The 23,516-nt window shown below is 61.8% G+C and carries 22 protein-coding genes and 1 riboswitch; of the genes, 9 read left to right on the top strand and 13 right to left on the bottom strand.

The genetic code is table 11. The features are described from left to right. The 4 genes from NMG70_RS18000 to NMG70_RS17985 all read left to right on the top strand — a co-directional run. Positions 1 to 1,014, top strand: a 1,014-nt coding sequence (locus NMG70_RS18000; protein WP_254025794.1) for an OmpA family protein, incomplete at its 5' end; no start/stop codon positions are given. Positions 1,015 to 1,029: 15 nt separating this feature from the next. Beyond that, positions 1,030 to 1,521, top strand: coding sequence for a Rab family GTPase (locus NMG70_RS17995; protein WP_254025793.1), 492 nt, complete (start codon positions 1,030 to 1,032; stop codon positions 1,519 to 1,521). A 3-nt stretch (positions 1,522 to 1,524) separates the two neighbouring features. Then, positions 1,525 to 2,595, top strand: a complete 1,071-nt coding sequence (locus NMG70_RS17990) for an adenylate/guanylate cyclase domain-containing protein (protein ID WP_254025792.1) — start codon at positions 1,525 to 1,527, stop codon at positions 2,593 to 2,595. 482 nt (positions 2,596 to 3,077) lie between these two features. Continuing rightward, positions 3,078 to 4,037 carry a DMT family transporter gene (locus tag NMG70_RS17985; protein ID WP_254025791.1) on the top strand — a complete coding sequence of 320 codons (960 nt, stop codon included), beginning with the start codon at positions 3,078 to 3,080 and terminating at the stop codon, positions 4,035 to 4,037. A gap of 23 nt (positions 4,038 to 4,060) precedes the next feature. Here the strand turns inward: NMG70_RS17985 and NMG70_RS17980 are convergent, their stop codons facing one another. The 4 genes from NMG70_RS17980 to NMG70_RS17965 all read right to left on the bottom strand — a co-directional run bounded on the left by NMG70_RS17980 (position 4,061) and on the right by NMG70_RS17965 (position 7,464). Beyond that, the gene (locus tag NMG70_RS17980; RefSeq protein WP_254025790.1) at positions 4,061 to 4,867 is read right to left on the bottom strand and encodes an ABC transporter permease; all 807 of its coding nucleotides are present in this window, start codon (positions 4,865 to 4,867) and stop codon (positions 4,061 to 4,063) included. After that, the gene (locus NMG70_RS17975; RefSeq protein WP_254025789.1) at positions 4,864 to 5,871 is read right to left on the bottom strand and encodes an ATP-binding cassette domain-containing protein; all 1,008 of its coding nucleotides are present in this window, start codon (positions 5,869 to 5,871) and stop codon (positions 4,864 to 4,866) included. Before NMG70_RS17975 ends, NMG70_RS17980 begins: the two co-directional genes overlap by 4 nt. A 178-nt stretch (positions 5,872 to 6,049) precedes the next feature. Further along, positions 6,050 to 6,559, bottom strand: coding sequence for a superoxide dismutase family protein (locus NMG70_RS17970; RefSeq protein WP_254025788.1), 510 nt, complete (start codon positions 6,557 to 6,559; stop codon positions 6,050 to 6,052). A gap of 128 nt (positions 6,560 to 6,687) precedes the next feature. Then, positions 6,688 to 7,464 (bottom strand): sulfite exporter TauE/SafE family protein, encoded by a 777-nt coding sequence (locus tag NMG70_RS17965; RefSeq protein ID WP_254025787.1) that lies wholly within the window; start codon positions 7,462 to 7,464, stop codon positions 6,688 to 6,690. A 250-nt stretch (positions 7,465 to 7,714) separates the two neighbouring features. Further along, a riboswitch (TPP riboswitch) is annotated at positions 7,715 to 7,827 on the top strand. On the opposite strand from NMG70_RS17965, the gene NMG70_RS17960 reads away from it, so the two are divergent. The 5 genes from NMG70_RS17960 (at position 7,818) to NMG70_RS17940 (ending at position 10,906) form a co-directional block, all read left to right on the top strand. Continuing rightward, positions 7,818 to 8,015 carry a hypothetical protein gene (locus tag NMG70_RS17960; protein WP_436798414.1) on the top strand — a complete coding sequence of 66 codons (198 nt, stop codon included), beginning with the start codon at positions 7,818 to 7,820 and terminating at the stop codon, positions 8,013 to 8,015. Its footprint overlaps the riboswitch before it by 10 nt. A gap of 24 nt (positions 8,016 to 8,039) precedes the next feature. Further along, positions 8,040 to 8,840 (top strand): ABC transporter permease, encoded by an 801-nt coding sequence (locus NMG70_RS17955; protein WP_254025786.1) that lies wholly within the window; start codon positions 8,040 to 8,042, stop codon positions 8,838 to 8,840. After that, positions 8,834 to 9,595, top strand: coding sequence for an ABC transporter ATP-binding protein (locus NMG70_RS17950; protein WP_436798417.1), 762 nt, complete (start codon positions 8,834 to 8,836; stop codon positions 9,593 to 9,595). The genes NMG70_RS17955 and NMG70_RS17950 overlap by 7 nt, the downstream gene beginning before the upstream one ends. Then, on the top strand, positions 9,592 to 10,605 hold the full coding sequence (locus tag NMG70_RS17945; RefSeq protein WP_254025784.1) for an ABC transporter substrate-binding protein: 1,014 nt from the start codon (positions 9,592 to 9,594) through the stop codon (positions 10,603 to 10,605). Before NMG70_RS17950 ends, NMG70_RS17945 begins: the two co-directional genes overlap by 4 nt. Before the next feature lie 145 nt (positions 10,606 to 10,750). Further along, on the top strand, positions 10,751 to 10,906 hold the full coding sequence (locus NMG70_RS17940; RefSeq protein WP_254025783.1) for a hypothetical protein: 156 nt from the start codon (positions 10,751 to 10,753) through the stop codon (positions 10,904 to 10,906). Here the strand turns inward: NMG70_RS17940 and NMG70_RS17935 are convergent. From NMG70_RS17935 to amaB, 9 genes are all read right to left on the bottom strand, one after another. Continuing rightward, a complete protein-coding gene (locus NMG70_RS17935) occupies positions 10,879 to 11,955 on the bottom strand; it encodes an AI-2E family transporter (protein ID WP_254025799.1) in 1,077 nt (358 codons plus the stop codon). The two genes, NMG70_RS17940 and NMG70_RS17935, sit on opposite strands and share 28 nt — an antisense overlap. Before the next feature lie 612 nt (positions 11,956 to 12,567). Continuing rightward, positions 12,568 to 13,527: a D-ribose ABC transporter substrate-binding protein gene (locus NMG70_RS17930; RefSeq protein WP_254022032.1), complete on the bottom strand. Its 960-nt coding sequence runs from the start codon at positions 13,525 to 13,527 to the stop codon at positions 12,568 to 12,570. A gap of 32 nt (positions 13,528 to 13,559) precedes the next feature. After that, the gene (locus NMG70_RS17925; protein ID WP_495663986.1) at positions 13,560 to 14,633 is read right to left on the bottom strand and encodes an ABC transporter permease; all 1,074 of its coding nucleotides are present in this window, start codon (positions 14,631 to 14,633) and stop codon (positions 13,560 to 13,562) included. Between the two features lie 88 nt (positions 14,634 to 14,721). Next, a complete protein-coding gene (locus NMG70_RS17920) occupies positions 14,722 to 16,263 on the bottom strand; it encodes a sugar ABC transporter ATP-binding protein (protein ID WP_254025782.1) in 1,542 nt (513 codons plus the stop codon). Then, positions 16,260 to 16,916 (bottom strand): DUF2291 family protein, encoded by a 657-nt coding sequence (locus NMG70_RS17915; RefSeq protein WP_254025781.1) that lies wholly within the window; start codon positions 16,914 to 16,916, stop codon positions 16,260 to 16,262. The genes NMG70_RS17920 and NMG70_RS17915 overlap by 4 nt, the downstream gene beginning before the upstream one ends. Positions 16,917 to 17,344: 428 nt before the next feature. Beyond that, positions 17,345 to 19,111 carry a glycerol-3-phosphate dehydrogenase/oxidase gene (locus NMG70_RS17910; protein WP_254025780.1) on the bottom strand — a complete coding sequence of 589 codons (1,767 nt, stop codon included), beginning with the start codon at positions 19,109 to 19,111 and terminating at the stop codon, positions 17,345 to 17,347. Then, complete coding sequence (locus NMG70_RS17905) at positions 19,108 to 19,884, bottom strand: DeoR/GlpR family DNA-binding transcription regulator (protein WP_254025779.1); 777 nt, start codon at positions 19,882 to 19,884, stop codon at positions 19,108 to 19,110. Before NMG70_RS17905 ends, NMG70_RS17910 begins: the two co-directional genes overlap by 4 nt. Continuing rightward, positions 19,881 to 21,416: an FGGY-family carbohydrate kinase gene (locus NMG70_RS17900; RefSeq protein WP_254025778.1), complete on the bottom strand. Its 1,536-nt coding sequence runs from the start codon at positions 21,414 to 21,416 to the stop codon at positions 19,881 to 19,883. Before NMG70_RS17900 ends, NMG70_RS17905 begins: the two co-directional genes overlap by 4 nt. A gap of 411 nt (positions 21,417 to 21,827) precedes the next feature. Then, positions 21,828 to 23,339: an L-piperidine-6-carboxylate dehydrogenase gene (gene amaB, locus NMG70_RS17895; protein ID WP_254025777.1), complete on the bottom strand. Its 1,512-nt coding sequence runs from the start codon at positions 23,337 to 23,339 to the stop codon at positions 21,828 to 21,830. Positions 23,340 to 23,516: the final 177 nt, after the last annotated feature.

Raw genomic sequence — 23,516 nt, 5'->3', positions numbered from 1 at the left:
TGGCAATTCTATCAGAGCCTTGATCCGAAGTTCGTGTTGAAGCGGCTAACCGCGTCGCTGACCCCACCGAAATCGGTTCGGCTTTCGATCGTCGAGGATCGCATCGTTGCCGAGGGTGAGGCTCCCGACACCTGGATTGATCGGGCGCGCGCAGCGGCCCGACAGCTTTCGGCAGGCGGACCGGTCTTCGACATCTCCAAGGTTCGCGATGTGAGCCCCGAAGCACGCGCGGCGGAGCACTGGCAGCATTATGTGTCGCGACTTGAGGCCCAACCGGGGATCATCGTCGCCCAACAAACGGCGAGGGGCGGACATTTCTATATTTCCGGCCTGAGAGACCCGCAGGCCGCCGACCCGCAGGCTCTGCTGTCCGGAACAGGGGTCGATCCTGCTCGCGTTCATTCACACTGGCAATTCTATCAGAGCCTTGATCCGAAGTTCGTGGTGAAGCGGCTGATGGCGTCGCTGACTCCGCCGGATTCAGTACGATTTTCGATCATCAAGGATCGCATCGTTGTCGTGGGTGAGGCTCCTGCCGCCTGGATAGATCGGGCGCGGGTCGCCGCCCAACAACTGGCCGCGGACGGACTCTCTCTAGAAATTTCCGAGCTGCGTGAGTTGACCCCTCAGAAACTCACTCATTTGAGGGAGGCTATTCAAGCGGTCGACATTTTCTTCGATTCCGGCAAGGCTGTACCGGGACCAGAGCAACTGCCGGTTCTCGACAAATTGGCGAATCAGTTGAAGGAATTGGCCAAGGACGCCCGCAAGGCAGGCGTAACAGCACAGTTCATGTTGACCGGCCATTCGGATGCGACGGGCCGTGAGACGGCCAACGTGTCGATCAGCGCCGCCCGCGCGGAGACAGTTCGTGCGCTTCTCAAGAAGCGCGGCGTCGATCCGGAATTGCTCTTGGTTCGCGGCGCAGGCACCTTTGAGCCAGCGGAGACTGAAAATAGCCGAACCGGGAGCTCCGCCAATCGCAGAGTTTCGGTTACGGTAAACTTCCACTAGGCGGAGCCCGGGATATTGCAAAAGAAGATCTGCATGTTGGGCGGGTTCGCTGTCGGGAAGACGAGTCTGGTTCGCAGGTTTGTGCAAAGCATCTTTTCGGAAACCTACTTGACCACGGTGGGAGTGAAAATCGACAAGAAGAGTGTTGTACTGCCGGATAAAACCGTGGATCTGATTTTGTGGGATTTGGCCGGCGAAGACGATATCGGCTCATTCCGCGTCAGCTATGTGCGGGGTGCGAGCGGGCTCGTGCTTGTCGTCGATGGAACCCGCGCCGCTACTCTTGCCGTGGCGCTCACGCTGCGCGAGCGGGCCGAGGCCGAATTCGGCGCTATGCCGTTCGTATTGCTGTTCAACAAATCCGATCTGGCCGACCGGTGGGCAATATCGGATAGTGAGATTAACGAACTGAGGCAACTTGGATGGCAAATCTATCTGACGAGTGCGCTTTCGGGTGAATATGTCGATGATGCGTTTCGTCAGCTTGCTTCGATGGTTGCCAAATAGACCATGCATGGATTGCCAAGAGAAGTCAGAAACTGGATTTACGATTTCTTCTACAACGAGCACTCTGTCGCATATCTGAAAATTGACGCCCAGCTTTGCATCGCTGCGAAGGGCGGTAGTGTTGAACATTACGGCCTATCATCACTTTGCATTGGCAAGCCCGTAGCCGAGCAGCTTGAATTCATGGAAGGCTTGCTGCCTTGCCCGGAGCTTCCATATCATATGGCCATGGTCGAACTGCCCAGCGGGCGTGTCGCGGACCTTCATCTTTTTGCCGACAATGCCAGCGTATGGCTGCTCTTTCTTGACGCCACTGCCGAACGCGACAATAGGCAGCGGCTTCAACAGAAGGCTTATGAAATGACACTCCTGCAAGAGAGGGAGCGTCAACTCAACGAAAAATTACAATTGACGAACGAGGCGTTGAAGCAGAGCCAAGAGGGATTGTCGCGTGAATACCAGCGCGCCGAAAGCCTACTCCTCAACATTCTTCCAGCGTCGATCGCGGAGCGGTTAAAGGCGGACGAACAAATTGCAGACAGCCATGCTGACGTGAGTGTGCTTTTTGCCGACATCGTCGGCTTTACGGAAAGAGCGCGGAGCGTCGGAGCCGAGACAACGCTCGCTATTTTAAATTACTTCTTCAAGGCGGCGGATCTGCTCTCGGAACAATACGGCTGCGAAAAGATCAAGACAATCGGCGATTGTGTGATGGTGGTCGCTGGCCTGCCCGCCGCGCGATCCGATCATGCAGAAGCCCTTGCGCACTATGCACTTGAACTGCGGAAGGCGGTTAAGCGCGAACGCTTCGCAGGAGAACCGATAAGACTCAGAATTGGAATTCACTCAGGACCAATCGTCGCGGGCGTCATAGGCAAAAGGCGGTTTGCCTATGACCTGTGGGGCGACACCGTTAATCTCGCCGCACGTATTCAAACGTCAGCGGAGCCCGATGAAATCCGTATTTCGGATGCAACTCGCAAACTGCTTGGACCAAATTTTGCTTGCGAGCCACTCGCGGAAACGGAATTGCGTGGTACAGGTCGTGTGCGAATGTGGCGGCTCCCGGCCTGATTTGCCGCCTGGCAGTGCCGACCATGGAGCGCATTGCATCTCAAGCTAGTCAAACATCATGGTTTCGAATGTCCACAGAGTGCGCGAAGCACTCGATAGCGATCACTTCGACCCGTCTAGCCTTCCAATAATCTTTCATAGAGCCGCCAAACGCCCTCTGGCAAAACCAGGTGGTTCTCCAGGAGCCAGTTTCGTGAACCTGGCCAGGTGCTTCATCTACGCAGCCGGAGCATCAACGGCCGCAGCCTGTGAATTGAATAGCCCGCGCCTCCGGGAGAGGTCGCGGGCTCTGATCGGCGGGAGGATCCGATCTGGCAGCCTTTGTCTACGGGAATGATGCTGCGGAAGCCGAACTTTCGTCGCTGGCCTGTGTTCCACACCGAAAACAAAAAGCCGCCGCACAGGAATTGGTGACATAGCTGACGTTGCTGCTCGGCAAGACGCAACAATCTTGCTAAGATCGGCGGTGGGAGGAGACGGGTATGCAATCGCTGCCGATAGCCCATCCTAGCGTTGCCAAGACGACAGCCGACGCATCGCTTCCACTCGCCTATTCGACCGCGACGCTCTGCTGGCTCCTGTCCGCCGGCGTCTACATCGCAGCCAAGTGGGTTGCCCCCGAGATGCCGCCTTGGGCGCTCTGCTTCTGGCGGCTGGCGCTCGCCTGCGCGATCCTGCTGCCTATCGTCCATCATCATCACGGGGCGATGCTCGCACTGATCCAGTCCCGGGCGATCGAGGTGCTGGCCATCGGCGCCATCGGGCTGACCCTCTGTCAGGGCATGATCTACACGGGCCTCAATTATACCGACGCGACGACCGCCGGCATCATCATGGCGCTGTCGCCGATCATGACCATGGTGCTTGCCCGCTTCGTGCTCGGCGAGCCCCTCGGCGTCTGGAAGGCGCTTGGCGCGCTGCTCGCTCTGGTCGGGATGGTGGTGATCGTGGCGCGCGGCGACCTTACCGCGCTGATGCGGCTCCAGTTCAATCCCGGCGAGTTGTGGATCGTCGGCAGCGCGTTTTGCTGGGGCCTCTACACCGTGCTGCTGCGTCGCGCCAAATTCGCTATCGAACTGCTGCCGACGGTGGTCCTGCTGCTGGGGGCCGGCGCGCTGGCCGCACTGCCCCTCTATCTCTGGGAGCTGTTTTCCGGCGAGCGTTCGGCGCTGCATGCGAACGGCCTTCTGGCACTCGCCTATGTCGCCGGCCCGGGCGGCGCTCTGATGTATTACCTCTACAACCGCAGCGTCGAGACGCTTGGCGCCGGGCGCGCCAGCATGCTGCTCTATCTGCAGACTGTCTTCGTCGCCGTGCTCGCTTATCTTTTCCTAGGGGAAAGCTTGCACGACTACGACCTCGCCGGCGCCGCCTTTATCGTCGCCGGCCTGCTGCTCGCCACCGCGATCAAGCCGAGGCAGCGCACGGTGCATGTCGCGTAGGGATACCTCTCCCGCTACGCCTCTCACCTCCTGAGATACAGCCATAGTGTCGTCGGCGCCAGAATCGCGGTCAGCGCCACCGGTGCGATCATGGCGAGGACGACCTGACTGAGTGTCGCCCCGCCACCCATCAACCCGCGCAGCGCCGTCGTCATCAGCGACACCGGGTTGACTTCGACGAAGGCCCGCAGCCAGTCCGGCATGGTCCCGGGGTCGACCATGATGTTGGAGGCGAAGACGAGCGGGAACAGGAAGGTAAAGCCGAGCGTCATCACTGTGGTTGGCGTGCGGATCAGCAGGCCGAGCACGATGAATACCCAGCCCATGCCGAATCCGATGGCGATCAGCATGGCGAAGGCGGCAAGCACGCCGAGGATGCCCGCTTCCGGCCGGTAGCCGAGGATCAGCCCGATGGCGAGGATGATCGAAGCGGCAATCAAATGGCGCAGGATGTCGCCCACCATCAGACCGGCGAACGGAGACAGCGACCAGATCGGCAGCGATCGGAAGCGGTCAAACAAGCCCTTGCCGAGGTCGGTCGACAACCCCATGCCCGAATAGACCGCGTTGAACACCACGGTCTGAACCAGGATGCCGGGTAGGAAGAACTGCAGGTATTCGCCCGGCGAACCGGCGAGCGCGCCGCCGAAGACGAAGGTGAACAGCAGCGTGAACATGATCGGAGTCATCACCAGGTCGAACAGCTGCTCCGGCACATGCTTGAATTTCAGCACCGCGCGCCATCCGAAGACCAGCGCATTGGAAAGGGCTGATGGGGTCCTCGGTCGGGCGACCCTTTGCAGCCGCTGCAGGGATGTCGTGTCGATCATGGCGTGTCGTCCTTCCGGCTTTCACCCAGGCTCGGCTGGCCCGTCAGCGCGAAGAAGACCTCCTCAAGGCTGGGTTGGCCCATGGAGAAATCCGACAGTTCGATGCCGGCGGCGACCAGGTCGGCCAGCGCCTCGTTGGCGGCCTTCGCCGTGCCGGCAAGGACGGAGAGTTCGGCGCCCTCGGCACTGCGTTGGACAGGGTGCTCCAGCCGGCGTTCCAGAATGGTCGCCGCCTGGTCCAGCCGCGCTACATCGGCGAGCGCGACATGGAGAAACCCGGAACCGGTGGCCGCCTTCAATTCGCGGCTGGTGCCCTCGGCAATCTTCCTGCCGTGGTCGATGACGGCGATGCGTGCCGCGAGTTGATCGGCCTCTTCGAGATATTGCGTGGTGAGCAGGATGGTGACGCCGGCCTCGGCGAGGCCGCGGATCATGCCCCAGACATCCTTGCGGGCGTTCGGATCGAGGCCTGTGGTCGGCTCATCGAGGAACAGTACGCCCGGCGTGACGATCAGCGAGGCGGCTATGTCGAGCCGCCTTCGCATGCCACCCGAATAGTCCCTCACCTGTTTCGTCGCCGCTTCGGACAAGCCGAAAGCCGCGAGCAGGTCGTCCGCACGAGCTTTCGCGGCGCGACCCCGAAAACCCCAGAGTCGGGCGAGCAGGACGAGGTTCTCCCGGCCCGTCAGGTCCTCGTCGAGCGAAGCGAACTGCCCGGTCATCGCGATTGCTGCACGGACCTCGTGCGGGGCCTGCACGAGATCGTGCCCCATCACGGTCGCGGAGCCGGCGTCGGGGCGCGACAGCGTCGCAAGCATCCGCATCAGCGTTGTCTTGCCGGCGCCGTTCGGACCCAGGATGGCGAAAATCATGCCGCGCGGCACATCGAGGTCGATACCATCGACGGCGCGCAGCTTGCCGAACGTCTTGACCAGGCCGCGGGCGGAAATGGCTGGCTGGGCAAGACCCGTGGCGGGCACACCCATCGGAGAAGTATCGTTCATGCAATCATCCGGCAGTCGCAAAATGAAGGCCAACTTCGGCGCAATGGCTGCGCGTCAATTCCTCTGCAGGCGCACGAGCTTACCGTCTGGCTTGTCCTCATGCCAGAGGCTCCGACATTACCTGGCCGCCAAGCTGAAGCGCCGGTCAGATCATATGTCGGCTGCTTCTTGGGGTTTCTCACTCGATCACGGCGCAGGCCTGACGATTTCCGGCATCACCGGCCGGCTGGCTTTTGTAGTCGTCCTCTCCGCCGTGGATCATCAATGCCTTGCCTCGTATCGCCGTTTCTCCGCCATCCAGCTTGACCATGCTGTTGAAGGCCTGGGCACGCAATACGCCGTCGGCGCCGACCCGCTGATTTGGCATATCGCCCGCGTGCGGGCCTTTCCCAGTGAGATATCCATGTTCGGCATTCGTCGGATTGAAGTGTCCACCGGCCGAGTCATGGCCGGTCTGATGGTCGCACTTTCCGGTCTCATGAACATGGAACGCAACCCATTCGCCCGCCGGCAGTCCCGTCACCTCCAACTCTATCAGCACACCCTGCGCCGTCTCGGTCAGCGTGGCCGTTCCATTCTTCTCGCCAGCCCTGTTGACGAATTCGGCTTTCGCGGTCGCGGCGTCCTGAGCCGCTGCAGGCATCGCGACCGCCAGCGCCAACCCTGTTGCTACAACCAATTTTTTCATCGACTCGGCCTCCGGTTGTCCACGGCATCAAACAACAACGGAGCCTCTTCGTTCCATTTGAAAATTGAGTTTTTTGTCTCCGGGGCCGCAGGGAACGATGCCGACAACATGTTCGATGTGTCTTCAGTTTACACCAATTTGAAGAGTTGCGCGGTTTGCCAGCCTGCAAGCAGTATGATGAGAGTACCAACGAGCCTGAGAAGCGTCTTTTCTGCGATTGACTTCACTACCCAACCGGCCATCGGCGCTGCGACTACGCCGCCAAGGATCAAGCCGGCGACAGAGAGTAGATTTTCCGTTAGCTCTCCTGCCTCCGCCCAATGGCCCGTTAGTAATGCAAACAAGAAGGTCAGAGACACCGAGAGCGTGATAAGGAACTCGCTCGCATTTACCGTACCAATAACGTAGCGGGGCGTCCCACCAAAACCGAGAAGGCCCGTCGTCACGATGGGTCCCCATCCGCCACCCCCTGCCGCATCGAGAAATCCACCACCAAGTCCAAGCGGAGGTACCGCACCTGCAGGGACCGGATTGCTTGGGACCCGCCGGAAGGAACGGAACAGGAGCCAAGCGCCGACAAGCGCAAGGTATGTGGTTACATACGGCTTCATGACGGCCCCCTCAAACGAGGTGAGCACAAAAGCGCCGAGAACGCCGCCGAGCACGCCAAATGGCATCAGCCGCCAGAAAAGTTTCCAGTCGATATTGCGGTGATAAAGGTGAGCCGAACCTGAGGCGGCAGTGGTAAACAACTCAGCCGCGTGAACTGAAGCCGAAGCGTGGGCAGGAGACACGCCAAACCCCAGTAGTGTTGTCGAGCAAACCACGCCGTAGGCCATGCCGAGAGCGCCGTCCACAGCCTGAGCTAAAAACCCTACGATCACAAAAAGAAGGAATTCTTGCATTTGGCTCTCCAACAAAGCGCGGTCGTACTCGACGAAAGAGGAACCCGCTGCCGACAACGCATGCAATCTTCATGCTTCCACAACTCACCAAACGCCTAGCATCGATAATGGGACGACGAAGGGTAAACTGTCCACCCGATCGACGCCTTTCTCCGCACCCGCTGCGATCGAATAGCACTGCGACCACCTCCCCTGAGGTTTCACGGGCCGGACGCAGACTTGCAGCTCCACGCCATTTCTGTTTAATTGCCGCCATCCACAGGGGTGCTCCGTATCGCCGGGGCTGAGAGATGGGCTGCAAGCCCGTAAACCCTAGAGCTGATCTGGATAATACCAGCGGAGCGAGGCGGGCAATGTTTTCTGACGCACAGATTCCTCTTTATCTGATGACCGGCGATTTAGTCGGCGTCTCCGCGCTCGATGCGCTCGACCCTTGCCGCGCTCGGTTGCGCACAGGGACAGACGTTATTTCGACGCTACCGGTCGGCCCGCTCGAAGGCCATGTCACGATCGACCTCACGGTTTCGGCCAACGGCCCGGCGCCGCGCTGATCTTTCGCGCCAGACAGGTCTCGCATGTCCCAACCATCCTCCGCCGCGCCGCGAATCGCAGTCCTGTTCGCCAAGGTCGGACCGGCCTTGCTATCGGTTGGCACGCTGGTCTTGGCCTGGGAGCTTTATGCGCGCCTCTCAGGCATCTCGCCCACCACGCTGCCCGCGCCGTCACGCGTTCTCGCCCAGGCCATCCAGCAGCGCCAGGCGCTGTTCGACAACACCGTGCCGACTATCAGCGCCACATTGGCGGGTTTCGCCTGCTCGCTGGCCGTTGCCTTCATCCTTTCGGTGCTGATCGACTTCCTCAAACCGCTACGCAGCGCCCTGTTCCCGCTGTTCATCATCAGCCAGACCCTGCCGCTGGTGGCGATCGCCCCGCTGATCGTCCTCTGGTTCGGCTTCGGGCTGACGCCGAAGATCATGCTGGTCGCCCTCGTGACTTTCTTTCCCATGCTGGTCGCGCTGGTGCAGGGTTACGACTCGACGGATCGGGACATCTCGGCGCTTCTGAGTTCGATGGGCGCTTCCCGCCTGCGCATTTTCCTGCTGGCCCGCCTGCCCTTCTCGCTGCCCTATTTCTTCGCCGGACTGCGCATCTCGATCACCTATGCGGTGGTGGGCGCCATCTTCGCGGAATATGCCGGTGCGGCCAAAGGGCTCGGCATCTACATGCTCAACGCCAAGAACAATTTCCGGCCCGATCTCGTGCTGGCAGCCGTGCTGGTCAGCGCCTTGCTCACGCTAGCCCTGTTTGCCGCTACGGTGCTGATTCAGCGCGTCGTCATGCCATGGGAGCGGCTCGATGGCGCGCGAAAATCATGAGCAGGCGGCTGGAGCTGCGCCAAGTCAGCAAGCGTTTTGGCGACATCGACGTGCTTGCCGACATCACCCTGCACATCGAGACGGGCGAATTCGTTTCAATCCTCGGCCCCTCCGGAGCCGGCAAGTCCACGATCTTCAGCTTGCTGACCGGCGGTCTCGAAGGCCACGGCGGCGATGTCGACTTCGATGGGCGGCCACTGGCCGACACGCGCCGACCGTTTGCCTTCATGCCGCAGCGCGATGCCCTGATGCCCTGGCGCACGGTTATCGACAACACCGCGCTCGGTCTGGAAGTGCAGGGCATGTCCCGCAAGGCGGCGCGCGACAAGGTGGCGCCGCTCTTCGGCGAATTCGGCCTGGCGGGGTTCGAGCAAAAGTATCCGGCGCAGCTCTCGGGCGGAATGCGCCAGCGCGCCGCGCTGTTGCGTACCGTCGTGCAGCACCGCGCCATGCTGTTGCTCGACGAACCGTTCGGCGCACTCGACGCCCTCACGCGCACCGGCATGCAGCGCTGGCTTCAGACGATGTGGGACCGACACCGCTGGACCGTCCTGCTGATCACCCACGACGTCCGCGAGGCGGTCTTCCTGTCCGACCGGATCTATGTGCTGAGCGCCCGCCCTGCCCGAGTGCTGCGCGAAATCGCCATACCTCTTCCGCGCGCGCGCAAGGCTCTTGCCTCGCCGGAAGCCAGCGCCATCGAAGCCGACATCCTTGATACACTTCTCGATCCACAGTTCGCCCAAAGGACATGACCATGCTCTCCAGACGCCTCTTCATCGCTGCCGCAGTAATCGCCGGGCTCGGACCCGTCACGTCCGTCTCCGCTCAGCAGACTGTCACCGTCGCGCTAGACTGGACGCCGAACACAAATCATGTTGGGCTCTATGTCGCCCAGGCGAAAGGCTTCTACGCCGAGGCCGGGCTCGACGTGCAGATCCTGCCCTACACCGACACTGCGGCCGGTACGCTGACCGCCAACTACGTGGCCGATTTCGGTATACTGGGATCCATAGGATTGTTTACCCAACGCACGGCCGGCGCCGACCTTGTCGCCACCTACGCCATCATGCAGACAGAAACCGGCAGGCTGGTGTTCAACGCCGACCGCGCCGATATACAGTCCCCCAGGGATCTGGACGGCCTGACCTATGGCGGTTTTGGCAGCGCCTGGGAGAATGCGCTGATCGGCACCATCATCCGCCATGACGGTGGCGAGGGCAAATTCGAAACAGTGACGCTGGGCACCTCCGCCTATGAGGCCCTGGCCAATGGCGCCGTCGATTTTACGCTCGAAGTCTATACTTGGGAGGGGATCAAGGCGGAACTTGACGGCAAGGCCCAGCGCGCCTTCCGCTACGCGGATTTCGGCGTGCCCGACCAGCACACCAATTTCATTGGCTCGAGCCGAGCCTATCTCGAGAAGAACAAGGACACGGCAACCGCTTTCATCGCCGCGACCAGGCGCGGCTATGCCTTCGCTGTCGAACATCCGCAAGAAGCGGCTGATATCCTGATCGCAGCAAACAACGACGTGCTGACTGACCGTCCATTGATCGAGGCATCGCTGAAGGCGCTGGTCGACGGCCACTATCTGCAAAGCCCCGCCGGCGCGATCGGCACGATCGATCCCGCAAAGATGGAGGCTATCGGCAACTACCTGTTCAAGGCCGGCGCCCTGCGCGACGGCGATGGAAACCCGGTCGGCGAACGACCCGATTTCGCGGCCTATTACAGCAACGCCTATCTGGACGGCGAAAAATGAGCCCGCCGCGGCGCATCCATCCTGTCGGGCTCGCCGTCGTCACCAGCAGGATCGGACTGATCGGAACTGCATCGACCAGCTTCGACGCGCTGCTGCCGCCCTGTCGAGCGCACGGCCGAACCAGTCCAGCCAGAGCCGGGTCGGCGTGCTGGTCGTAATCGCAGGGCGGGACGGGCTGATGCTGGGACAATTGCTCATGCGCATCGTGGTGGTCGCCGATACGGGCATCGTCGAACAAGGTCCGCATGATGAACTGGTCGCGCGCGGCGGTGCTTACTCACTGGGCGCGGCTCTCGACTGACGTGATGGCTTTGTGTCGCGCTTTGGCGTCAGTTCCGCCCCGGGTTGGTCCTTCAGTCGTTTTTTGAGGATGTCGACGAGGCTGACGGTGACCGCGATCACCGCAGGGCCGAGGACAAGCCCGGATGCTCCGAAGAGGACGATGCCCCCGACCGCGCCGATAAAGGCGACCACTGTGTGGAGCCGCAGCCGGCTCCCGACAAGCATCGGATAGAGCAGATTGTCGATGCCGGCGACGACGCCGCCGCCCCAGACGGTCAGGATCGCCGCGCTCGCCCAAGCCCCCTCCAGCGCGAGATAGATCGCTGCCGGCACCCAGATCAGGAATGCGCCGAGCACCGGCACGATGGCAAGAAGTCCCATTGCCAGGCCCCAGAAGACCGGAGTGGGCAGGCCGAGCCACCAGAACATCAGGCCGCCCAGCGTCCCCTGCACAGCGGCGACAAGCACGGTGCCAATCAGGATCGCATGTACCGTCTCGGCAAGGCGGGACAGCATATATGCCGTCTCCGCGGTACGCAGGGGCGAGAGACGCTCGATCCCGCGCAGGGCGGATTCACGGTCCCGCAGAAAATAGAACAGCAGATAGAATGTCAGCACGAACATCACGGCCTGATTGATCGAGCCGCGCAACAGCGATGTGCTTTGTGCCGTCAGCCATTGTACAAATGCGGCGACCGTGCCGGCCGGATCGATTTGGTTCTCGATCCACTGGGCAACCGCCGAAAGCCTGGGATAGCCCGACACGAAGGCATCTGTGTTCCAGCCCCGGATGACCTCCTCCATATAGGTGGCGCCGTTTACCGCCTCGCCAACAAGCTGCTGTGCCACGAAGATGAGCGGCAGGCCGACCGCTATCGCCGCGACGCTCACCGATATCAGTGCAGCCAGGTTCTGGTTCTTGAGCCTCTCCTCGACCCGTCGATGAGCCGGATACAGGACGATTGCCAACACCAGCGCCCAGGTCAATGCAGGCAAAAAAGGCAACGCCAGGAGATAGCAGACATACAGGCCGATCACCGTCGCGGCGACGATGCCGAGCAATCTCATCTGTCTCATATCGGGCATCTGTTTCAGGCCGGGCATCTCTCGCCGTCTCGCAAACCAAGCGAGACTAGTGGATTTCCCGATAAAATGGCAGCTTCCGTTGCCGCACCCCTACTGCCAGGCCGCTGTCGAGTGTGACGAAAATGGCCATTTCTCGGTCATTGGGCTGGTTATGCCGGTTGGGCGCCCGTCCCGCGGCCAGCACCGCGGCCTGCCCGGCCGTGGATGCTCCGACCTACGGCGGTTTTACAGCTCGCTCGCAGCAGCGCAGCTTCACAGGGCCAAAAAGAAAAAAGGCCGGACTGTTAAAGTCCGGCCAGGCATGAAGGTTCAAAACCTCCAGAGGGGAACGCGCCGGACGCAATGGGAGGAAAACATCCGACGCAATGCACATATGGGACGGCACGGATGACGTTTCAACGACATGGGGTGGGCCACATCAGCCGCTCCATAGAGCCACCCGGGCGGATTCAATCGTCACGGGCCGTCTTTCCGTCATGGGCCGTGTTTCAGTTTTAGCGTCACTTATGTGAGCGGTGCGTCGGCCCGATCAAAGATGTCGCCGTCTCGGATCAGGCGAGGAGTGTCCCGAAGGAACACTCCTCGCCCGGTTTTTTACTCCGAGAGGGTGAAGGGTGCCGTGTATTTATCGACATTGTCCTTGGTGATGAGAAGGCAGTCAAACAGCTGCTTCTCGGTCGGCGCTCCGGTCTTGCCGGTCCTTATGAAGGAGTCGGCCTGCTGTACCGCCTTAGCCGAGTAGACGGCCACTGGCTGGAGAACGGTGTACTGCAAGTCACCAGCCTTGATCGCAGCGACGGCATCCGGGGAGCCGTCGAAGCCGCCGACCTTGATGCTCGACAGCTTTCCGGCTTCTTTCAGCGCCGCGATCGCGCCGAGCGCCATCTCGTCATTGCCGCTCGTCACGCCGATAATGTCGGGATGGGCCTGCAGCAGGCTCTGCATCTTGTCGTGACCCTGGGTGCGGTCCCAGTTGGCGACTTCCGAGCCGACCTTCTTGAGGTCCGGATACTGGCTGATCACGGTCTCGTACCCGTTCGACCGGGTGGCGGCGTTATTGTCGGACGGGGCGCCCAGAAGTTCGACATAGTTGCCCTTCTCGCCGATATCAGTCACCCATTGCTGTGCCCCAAGGGCTGCGCCCTGTGCGTTGTTGGAAACGAGCTGCGCCTTGGCCAGACCCTCCTGGTTGATCTCGGCATTGACGAGGAAGACCGGAATGTTTGCGGCAATCGCCTTCTTCACGGCGCCGATGGATCCGCTGGCATCGGCAGGATCGAGGATGATCGCCACGGATTTGTTGGTGATCGCAGTGTCGATCAGTCTGCTTTCCGTGTTCGTGTCGGCTTTCGATGCGCCGACAGTCGCGGTGTAGCCGAGCTTTTCGGCCTCGGCCTTGGCCACGTTGCCTTCGGTGAGCCAGTACGGGTTGGCGGGATCGATGACGATGATCGAGATGAGGCCTTCGGCCGACGCTGCGGTCACCGACCCTGCGAGGACCGGAGCGGCCAGCGCAAAGGCCGCGAGCATTAGAATTCTTGCCTTGCCATACATGAAATTTCCTCCTTGGTTAGCGATGGTACCGGTCAACCGGCAATCTTCTCGTGAGCGGGATCGGCCGTTCGGGCCTTGCCGGCTTGTTGCGGAGAAGTCGAAGGGCCGCCGGTCGAGCCCGGGAGCTTGACGCGACGGCGATACTGAATGGCGTTGAGCAGCACCGCCAACACGATGACCGCGCCGGTGAACACCGTTTGCCAGTAGGCGGACACGCCGATGATCACGAGGCCATCGGAGAGAAAGCCGATGACGAAGGCCCCGACCAGCGTGCCGCGGATATTGCCTCGACCCCCGGTGAGTGCGGCGCCGCCGATGACGACGGCCGCAATGGCGGTCAGTTCGTATGAATTGCCGGCGGTCGGTCCTGCCGAGGTCAGTTCCGAGGACAGGATGAGACCGGCCACCGAGGCGCAGATGCCGGACAGCATATACACCGACACCTGCACTTTTTTCACCGGCACGCCTGACAGCTCCGCGGCGCGCTCGTTGCCGCCGGAAGCATAAAGCCACCGGCCGAAGGCAGTGCGGTTGAGGATGATGCTTCCAATGATCGTTATGACGACCATGACCAGCACACCGATGGGAATGCCGAACAGGCGGTTGAAGCCCAGCCAGTCGAAGCCGGTATTGCCCAGCTCCGGCTTGCCGCCGAGATCGTTATAGGTCAGGCCGTTTGTCATCAGCAGTGCGGCGCCGCGCACCACATAGAGCATGCCCAGCGTGGCAACGAACGCCGGCACCTTCAACCAGGCGATGAGCACGCCGTTGACCAGGCCGACCAGTGCGCCGAGCACGCACACCAGCACCACGACCACCCAGACCGGGGGAAACAGCACGATGCCGAGCGTTTGCAACTGCACGCCCTGCATCAGGAACCCGGCGATGACCCCCGACAGCCCAAGCGTCGACCCCACCGACAGGTCGATGCCGCCATTGAGGATGACCAGCAGCATGCCGACCGCAAGGATGCCGAAGATGGCGACATGCGACGCCATGGTGAGGAAATTGCCCAGCGAGAAGTAATAGGGCGACAGCATCGAGAAGACGAGGATGATCACCATCAGCGCGAGGAACGCCCGGCCCTCCAGCAACAGCTTGGCCACGCTGAAGCCATCGCTTGATGTTGTCGAGCCGGGACGGCTACGATTCTGACTGGCGCTGGTCACGGTCTGGCTCCTGTATTCTGCATGATCAGACAAGCACGGCCTCGCCCGAGGCGGCCATGATCTGCTCTTTCGTGACGTCGGCGCCGAACTGAGCCGAAATCCTGCCGCGGCGCATGACGATGATCCGGTGCGCGATACCAAGGCACTCGGCAACTTCCGAGGTCGAGAACACGACCGCGAGCCCCTGCGCGGCGCGCTCGCCGAGCAGCCGAAACACCTCCGCCTTGGCGCCGACGTCGATCCCGCGACTGGGCTCGTCCAGCAGCATGACCTTGGGATTGGTCGTCAGCATCTTGCCGATGACGACTTTCTGCTGATTGCCGCCGGACAGCGATCCGATGGGCGCGCCTGCGCCCGCCGTCTTGACGCGCACGTCGCGAATGGTTCCGTCGATCAGCGACCGCTCCCGCGACCGCGACAGCATCATCCCTTTGACGAAGGCGCCGATGCTGGCGAGCGACAGATTTGCCCCTACCGACATCGTCTGGACCAGCCCGTCGCGTTGGCGGTCCTCGGGCACCAGCACAAGCCCCCTTGATATGCGCTCGGCGATGCTGAGGCCGGAGATATCTTTGCCTTCCAGCAAGACCCGTCCGCCCGTCATCGGCAGTCGTCCGGCGACGCACTCCAGCAATTCCGTGCGCCCGGCGCCCATCAACCCGTAAATGCAGACGATCTCGCCGGCGCGCACATCGAGCGACAGCCGGTCGACGACCAGGCGGTCCGAACCCGAAACATCGGCGATGCTCACATCGTCGATCGACAGGGCAACATCGCCGAATGCGTAACCGGTGGGGGGCGATCCCAGGTCGAAGTTCTCGCCCACCATGTTGCGGACGATCCATTCGAGATCGATGTTCTTCGCATTGGCCGTCGCCGTGATCGTTCCGTCGCGCAGCACCACGGCATGGTCGGTGATCTGCAGCGCCTCCTCGAGGTGATGAGAAATGTACACGATCGAGACGCCGCGGGCGGTCAGGTCCCGGATTACCTTGAACAGCACTTCTACCTCGGTCGCGCTCAATGCGGAGGTAGGCTCGTCCATGATCAGGATGCGTGAATCGACGGAGAGCGCGCGGGCGATTTCGACGATCTGCTGCTGGCCGAGGCGCAGATCCTGCACCAGGGTCATCGGATCGATGTCTTCCTCGAGATCGGCCATCAGCATCCGCGTCTGACGAGCCTCTTCTGCGAAGTCGAGGCCGGTCGCGCCCCGCAACTCACGGCCCATGAAAATATTGTCGCGCACGCTCAGATTGGGCGCGAGACTCAACTCCTGATGGATTATCGAAATGCCTCGATCCCGCGCGTCGACGGTCGAGGAGAAGACGACAGGACGGCCATCGAGCTCGATGCTTCCGGACGTCGGCGTCTCGACACCGGAAAGGATCTTCATCAGTGTCGACTTGCCGGCGCCATTCTCTCCGAACAGCGTGGTGACCTCGCCACGGCGGATGTCGAAATCGACCCCCTTGAGGGCATGCGTTCCGCCATAGGATTTTACGATGTTGCGCGCCGCGAGCACGGTGTCGCCGGCCGCAGGCTCGAATTGAGGTGCCGCATTCATTGAACGCTCAGCTTGACCGGTGTGACGAGCCAGCCCTTGGGATTGATCAACTTGAACACGCCAACCACCGAGATCGTCTTCCCGGTGAGATTGGAATTGTCGAGGGCCGACAACACCTGTTTCTTCATCTCGTTGTTCAAGGCCGATCCTGCGTTCTGATACTCGATCTGGTTGGTGAATTGCCCGAAGGTGATCGTTCCCGTGGCATCGCGCAGGTCGGTTCCGTTGATTGCCGGCCCGGTCTGCACCCGAATGACCAAGCTGCTGGGAACCTCGTCGACCTTGACGGCGTAGATGCCGGACTTTCCCTCGCCGACCACGCCGGTGAATTTGACCGAGAATTCCGTACCGACATTGGCCGGCACGCCGTATTCCTTCTCCGCTGCCGCCTTGTCCTTGGCGATGGCCGATGCAAGGGTAGCAGCGTTCACCGCACGCTGCTCCACGGCGGATTGAACCTTCGGAAACTCGGACTTGCCGTATTCCTCCGGGGAGAACGCGGCCTTACGCGCGTCTTCCGCCGAACCAATTATGACAACCTTGGTGTCGAGAACCATCGCGCCGAGCAAGATCAGGACCGCAGCCGCGGCGATGATGCGACGGACCCCCGGTGCCACGCGCCGATTGATCGGAGTGGCAGGCTGCGAGTTCATGGCGCGACGACCCGTGACGTGGCACCGATCAGTCCGTGATTGGCAGCGCTGCTGGATTGCATTCCATCTCCTCCGAGATGATATTATTATCTTAAGTTGAAAAATTTTTCACGCGTTTATGTCGCTTGTCAATCGGCGTCGGAGGGATCTGCGTCAGCGACGCCATCGAGAGGCTCCTTGTTGATTGCGGAAGCGAACCAACAGCCGGTGGTCGGTGACTGCACGAAGTTGTCACCGATCGCGTTGCTCATTCGTCAGTCAACTGACCATACGGTAGTGTTAATTTCACGTCAATAGATGTGATATTTCGCCTAATCTCACGTGAGACGAGAGACGGGACGGAACCCGGAAATGCCTAGAGACTGTTTTCATGTGGTATTTTCGAACGGCACATCCCGACGCCGTGCCCGTCCCAAATCAGGGCGCCATCACAATCGCATCAGATTCCTGTCGCTGAGCTGCGCGACAGCGGCATCGAGTTCGTCGGACATCCGCTCCGGTCCCCAGTCAAGCACCCGGCCGGCAATGGCGGCAATCTGCTTCAAATCGCTCATGGTCAGGGAACCGGCAATGGCCAGAGTCGTGCGCCGCATGACGATATCGGCCAGATGCTCGACGAATTCGTTACGAACGATGTAATCGATCTCGGATGCACTGTAGTCGCTCGCCCCCGGCAGGCGATCTTCATTGTCGCATCGGCTTTGGTGGCGGGCGATCGGCAACGCCTTGGTTCCGTAGCGCGACAGAAGCTGGTCGAGACGGCGTTCGTCGACGCCCGAGGCCGATCTGGCATCGGCCAGCCAGGCGGCTCGCGCCGCAGGCTCGGTTGGAAAACCCTTGCCGCCGCCGATCGGCATCGACCGCGTGGTGACCTTGCGGCGGCATCCCAGCCGGTCGAGTATCGTGTCGGCAACCTCCTCGGCAAAGCCGCGGAACGTCGTCCACTTGCCGCCGACCAGCGAGATAATCGGAAACGGACGCGAACCTTCCGGCTCGACGACCGGTGCCGAATGATCCCGGCTGATCAAACCGGGGACCGAGGCGTCGGATGCAGGCAACGGCCTGATGCCGCTATAGGCATAGACGATCTGGTCGCGTCCAAAGCTCATGCCCGGCATCAGCGCACGCACGCTCTCGAGCAGATAATCGATCTCCTGCGGCTCGCAGCGTACGGTATCCGGGTTGTCGGCCTGAATGTCGGTCGAGCCGACAAGCGCCAGACCGAGATAGTCATAGACAAGGCAGATGCGGCCGTCGTCGGCTTCGAAGTAGAGCATGCGGCCGGCCAGGCTTCGTACCAGTTCGTCGTGCTTCAGAAGGATGTGCGAGCCCTTGGTGCCGCCGATCATTTTCGACCGCGCGCCGAGCGAGGCGTTGACATCGTCGATCCATGGACCGGCGGCATTGACGACCAGTTTCGGCCGTACTGCAAATACGGCGCCATTCTGGGGCAGACTCCCGTCTTTTGACTGGCCCCCGTCTTTTGACTGAACAGTCAGCACGCCATTGGACGACGAAACCAGCGTCGTGTAGTTGGCGGCCGCGGCGAGGGCATTTGCTGCCAGCCCGTCAGTGATCAGTTCGAGCACCAGCCTTTCGGGATGACTGATCCTGGCGTCGTAATAGGTGCCGGTGGCGACGATCGACCTGGTCAGCGCCGGCATGTCGCTCAGCGCCCGCCGTCGCCCGACAAGTCGGTGACGCGGCATGACACGATGCCGCGACCCATAGAAATCATAGATCGTCAGGCCGATCTTGATGAGGACGGCGCCGCGGCTGCGCGGCGCGCTGGTCGAGCCCAGCAGCGTGCGCATCGCCGCCCATATGCCCTTGCTCCAGGAGAAGATCGGGATGACTGTCGGTAGCGGGCTGACATAGTGCGGCGCGTTCTTCAACAGCAAGTTGCGCTCCAGCGTCGACTGCGCCACCAGGCCGAACTCGCCCGTTTCGAGATATTTCAGGCCGCCATGGATGAGCCGAGACGGCGCAGCACTTGTGCCTGAGCCAAAATCGCCCTTGTCGACGATCAGGCAACTGACGCCTTGCGCGCACAGGTCGCGGAACAGGCCAGCCCCATTGATGCCGGCGCCAAGAATGACGACGTCGACGTCGCCCGTCTTGTTGATAAGGGCGAGGCGCCCGTTGGGGTCGGCTGAGCCGGGGTCGGATGCGCCGGCGTCGTCGGAAGGGCTCATCGCTGAGCCATCTTGACGATGCGCAGCTTCACACCGGCCTGTTCGAGTTTTTGCGCCTGCGCATCGCTTACGCCGTCGGTTGTCAGCACGGCGTCGAAACGGGTCAGATCGTCGAAGACATGCAGGGCGACCTTGTCGAACTTGGAATGGTCGACGACAAGAATGCGCCTGGTCGAGGCAGCGACCATCGCTTGCTTGACCCGGACCACATGCTGGTCCTGGATGAAAGCCGTGGTGCCTGAGATCGCCGAAGCCGAGCAAATCAGAAGATTGGCGCGCAATTGCGCCACGGCGTTCTCGCAGACGATGCCGATATAGGCGTTGTAGGTGCGGTGGTACTGCCCGCCCAGACAGATGAAGTCGATGTCGTCGACATTGGTCAGCAGTGCTGCAGTCGCGACGCTGTTGGTGATGACGGTCAGTGGCTTGATGTCGGGCAGCAGTGGCGCGATCGCGTTCGCCGTCGTCGAATCGTCCAGCATGACGGCCTGGCCGGCCTCGATATAATCCAGCGCCGCATGCGCCAGCGCATCCTTCTCGGCCCTGCCGACCGTCACCCGATAGCGGAAAGCGCTTTCATAAAGGCCGGAAGGCTGCACCGTCACCGCGCCGTGCAGCTTGCGCAGCACGCCCTGGTGCGCCAGCTGGTCGATATGGCGGTGGATGGTCATCCGCGACACGCCGAAATGCTCGACCAGGTCGTCGATGCGCACCTGGCCGAGCTTGATCACATAGTCGGCGATTTCCTCGCGCCGTTCGTCGGCTTTGATCATGCAGCCCCCTCAGTGCTTTGCCCCGCCAGCCTTTCGATCTCCGGCCATTGCGGCTTGAGCGATTCGGCAATGCGGCAATAGAGAGCAAACCGCTCCTCGAAAACCGCATTGCGCGCCGCGTCGGGCAGGTATTCGTGGCTCGTCTTGCTGACGGCGCGCGCACCCTGTTGCGGCGTGGTAAACAGGCCGACGGCGGCGCCGGCACAAAGCGCCGCGCCAAAGGCCGCCGCCTCTTCGGTCGACGTCACGATGACCGGCACGTTGAGTACGTCGGCAAACATCTGTGCGAAAGCCGGATTGCGCGAACCGCCGCCGGTGAGCCGCACCTGACGAACGGCAAAGCCGTCGCGAAGCGCTTCGACGTGAGTGCGATGGTTGAAGACGATGCCTTCCAGCACCGCCTTCAGCATGTCGCCGCGGTCATGCCAGCCATGCAGGCCGAGAAAGCTGGCACTGGCTGCATTGCCGTAAGGCGAGCCGAACAGATAGGGATGGAACAAGATCGTCGAGGGCTTGCCAAGGGCCACGTCGATCTCTGCCGCCAGCATCTCGTGGATCGAGCCGCCGGACCTTTTTGCTTCATCCTGTTCCGGGCGGCAGAGCGTATCGAGGAACCAGTCGTAATTCGCCGTCGAGGCCGGCGAGATCGACATATTGTTCCAGCGCCCCAGGTCGATGGCGTTGCGGCAGAACCAGCGCGGGTCGACGCGCGGCTCGGTGGAGACGATTTCGTTGATCGAGTAGGTGCCGGCGACGATGCTGACCACGCCCTCCTCGTGGCCGCCGATGCCAAGCGCCGAAGCCGTGACATCATGCAAGCCGCAAGCGACCGGCGTGCCTTTCGCAAGCCCGCTCAGTGCCGCTGCACCGGCGGTGACGTAGCCGACGATATCGGCCGAATGCGCCACCGGCGACAAAGCTTCGAACAATGCCTCAAGGCCGAAGATGCGCATCGCCTCCGGCCCATAGCCTTGTGTGCGCATATTGGTGAACGAGGTGCTCGCCTCTGTGAGGTCAGTGCCGATGGTGCCGGTCAGGCAGAAACGCAGCCAGTCCTTGCAGGCGAATATGTGCGCTATCCGGCTGAAGCGTTCCGGGTCGTGCTCGCGCAACCAAACCAGCAGCGACGACGGTGCGGAAGCGTGCGGCACCTGGCCAGTCAGGGCGAGCGCTTCGGCGAAGACCGAACCTTGCGACCATCTGTCGACGATTTCGCCTGACCGGCTGTCCAGCGACAATATGCCGGGGCCTAGCGGCCGTCGCTCGTTGTCGAGCAGGTACAGGCCGTCGCCATGCGCTGTCGCCGCCACTGCCTTGATGTCGCTAGCCGGCCTGCCGCTCGAGGCAATGGCTTCCCGGATCGCTTCGGCGGTCGCCTGCCAGAGACCGGCCATATCACGTTCGACCCAGCGCGCATGCGGCATCGATTGCGGCACCCGCCGGCGGGCCACCGACAATTGCGAGCCGTCGGCATCGAAGATCACCGCCTTCGTCACCGTCAGGCCGTTGTCGATCCCCAGCAGGCTGGACATGGCTACCTCTCAGCGCAGCGCTTGCCGATACGGGTTGCGAATAGGATGTGGTGCATTGCGCATGACAAAGGCGAAAGCTGCCCGTCGCGCAGCCGCACAGCGATGGAAATTCCTAACCAACGGAATCGACCATACAATGCTGTTAAATTAACGTCAATGTGTGTGATTTTCGTGCGGAAGGCCGAACGGGCCGCGGCAGCTTCGATCTGGCCGCTGACGAACAGGCACGCATGACCTGCGATCTCGCCACCGTCGCTCCACAGATTTCGCCATGGCAAGATCATGGGAAAAGCCAGCGTAGCTCGCCATCATCGATGCAGCTTTCGCAGGCTGTTCCGGATCTCCAGGACGTTCGCTGACGGCCGAGGTAAAATTGCGGCAGCTATGGCGTAGCCGCCACGAGCAGCGTTCTCAGTCGATGTCGAAGGATACGCCTTGGGCCAGCGGCAGCGCCTTGGAATAGTTCACCGTGTTGGTGGCGCGCCGCATGTAAGCCTTCCAGGCGTCCGAACCGCTCTCGCGGCCGCCGCCGGTCTCCTTCTCGCCGCCGAAGGCGCCGCCGATCTCGGCCCCCGATGTGCCTATGTTGACGTTGGCGATGCCGCAGTCGGACCCCTCGACGCTGAGGAAGCGTTCGGATTCCTGCAGGTCGCGGGTGAAGATCGACGACGACAGCCCCGCTCCGACCGCATTGTGCTCGTCGAGCACGGCGTCGAAGTCCGAGTATTTCATCACGTAGAGGATCGGCGCGAAGGTCTCTTCCGTCACCGGCGATACCTGCTTGGGCATCTCGACCAGCGCCGGACGAACGTAATAGGCGTCGGGATGGCCATTCTCGACCCGCACGCCGCCGGTGACCTTGCCGCCTTGAGCGGCGGCTTCCTTCAACGCATTCTGCATGCTGGCGAAGGCTGCCTTGTCGATCAACGGTCCGACCAGCGCTGATGTCTCCAGCGGATTGCCGACAGAGACGCTTTCATAGGCCTTCTTCAGGCGCGGAACGAGTCGGTCGTAGACGCTCTCATGGACGAACAGGCGCCTGAGCGTCGTGCAGCGCTGGCCGGCCGTGCCCATGGCGCCGAAGGCAATGGCGCGCAGGGCCATGTCGAGATCGGCGGTCGGACAGACGATGCCGGCATTGTTGCCGCCGAGCTCCAGCACGGCGCGGGCAAAGCGTTTCGCCAGCCGCGGACCGACATCCCTGCCCATGCGGGTCGAGCCGGTGGCCGAGACCAGCGGCACATCAGGATGATCGACCAGAATTTCGCCGACGGCGCGGTCGCCGATCAGCACCGAAATCAAGCCTTCCGGAGCATCGCCGAAACGTTCTGCCGCACGCTTGAAGATCGCCTCGCAGGCGAGCGCCGTCAGCGGTGTCTTTTCCGACGGCTTCCACACCACCGCGTCGCCGCAGACCAGCGCCAGCGCGGCGTTCCACGACCACACCGCGACCGGGAAGTTGAAGGCCGAAATCACGCCGACGACGCCCAGCGGGTGCCAGGTTTCCATCATGCGATGACCCGAGCGCTCGGTGGCGATGGTCAGGCCGTACAATTGCCGGGAGAGGCCGACGGCGAAATCGCAGATGTCGATCATCTCCTGCACTTCGCCGAGCCCTTCGGACGGGATCTTGCCGACCTCGATCGACACCAGCCGGCCAAGCTCGGCCTTGTGGGTACGCAGTTCCTCGGCAAGCAGCCGCACCAATTCGCCGCGCTTCGGTGCCGGCACCAGCCGCCATGTCTGGAAGGCTCTATGCGCCCTGTCGATGGTCTCTGCCGCGCCGGCCGGCGAGATCGTCTTCAGCGCGGCGATCTGCTCACCCGTCACCGGGCTGCGCACAATGAGATCGCCGCCCGAAAGCGCGGCCTCGGCAACACCCAGTTTCGCCAGCAGCCCGGCTGATTCCTTCGCAATCGTCATTTTCTTTCCCTTTCAGATCCCGTCGCTCATAATGCCGCCCAAAAGTGCGCAGCGGTTTTGGGACAACGACATGCATAAAACCAAAGTCAAAGCCTTGTGCCATGGCGTCCCTGCGCCGATCGGCACATCAGGCGCTGTCATGGCGTGGCATTACTCGTTTCAGGGAAAAATCGCCAC

It is taken from the genome of Mesorhizobium ventifaucium (assembly GCF_935822925.1).
Lineage (GTDB): Bacteria > Pseudomonadota > Alphaproteobacteria > Rhizobiales > Rhizobiaceae > Mesorhizobium > Mesorhizobium ventifaucium.
This window is presented reverse-complemented; position numbering and strand designations above follow the sequence as displayed.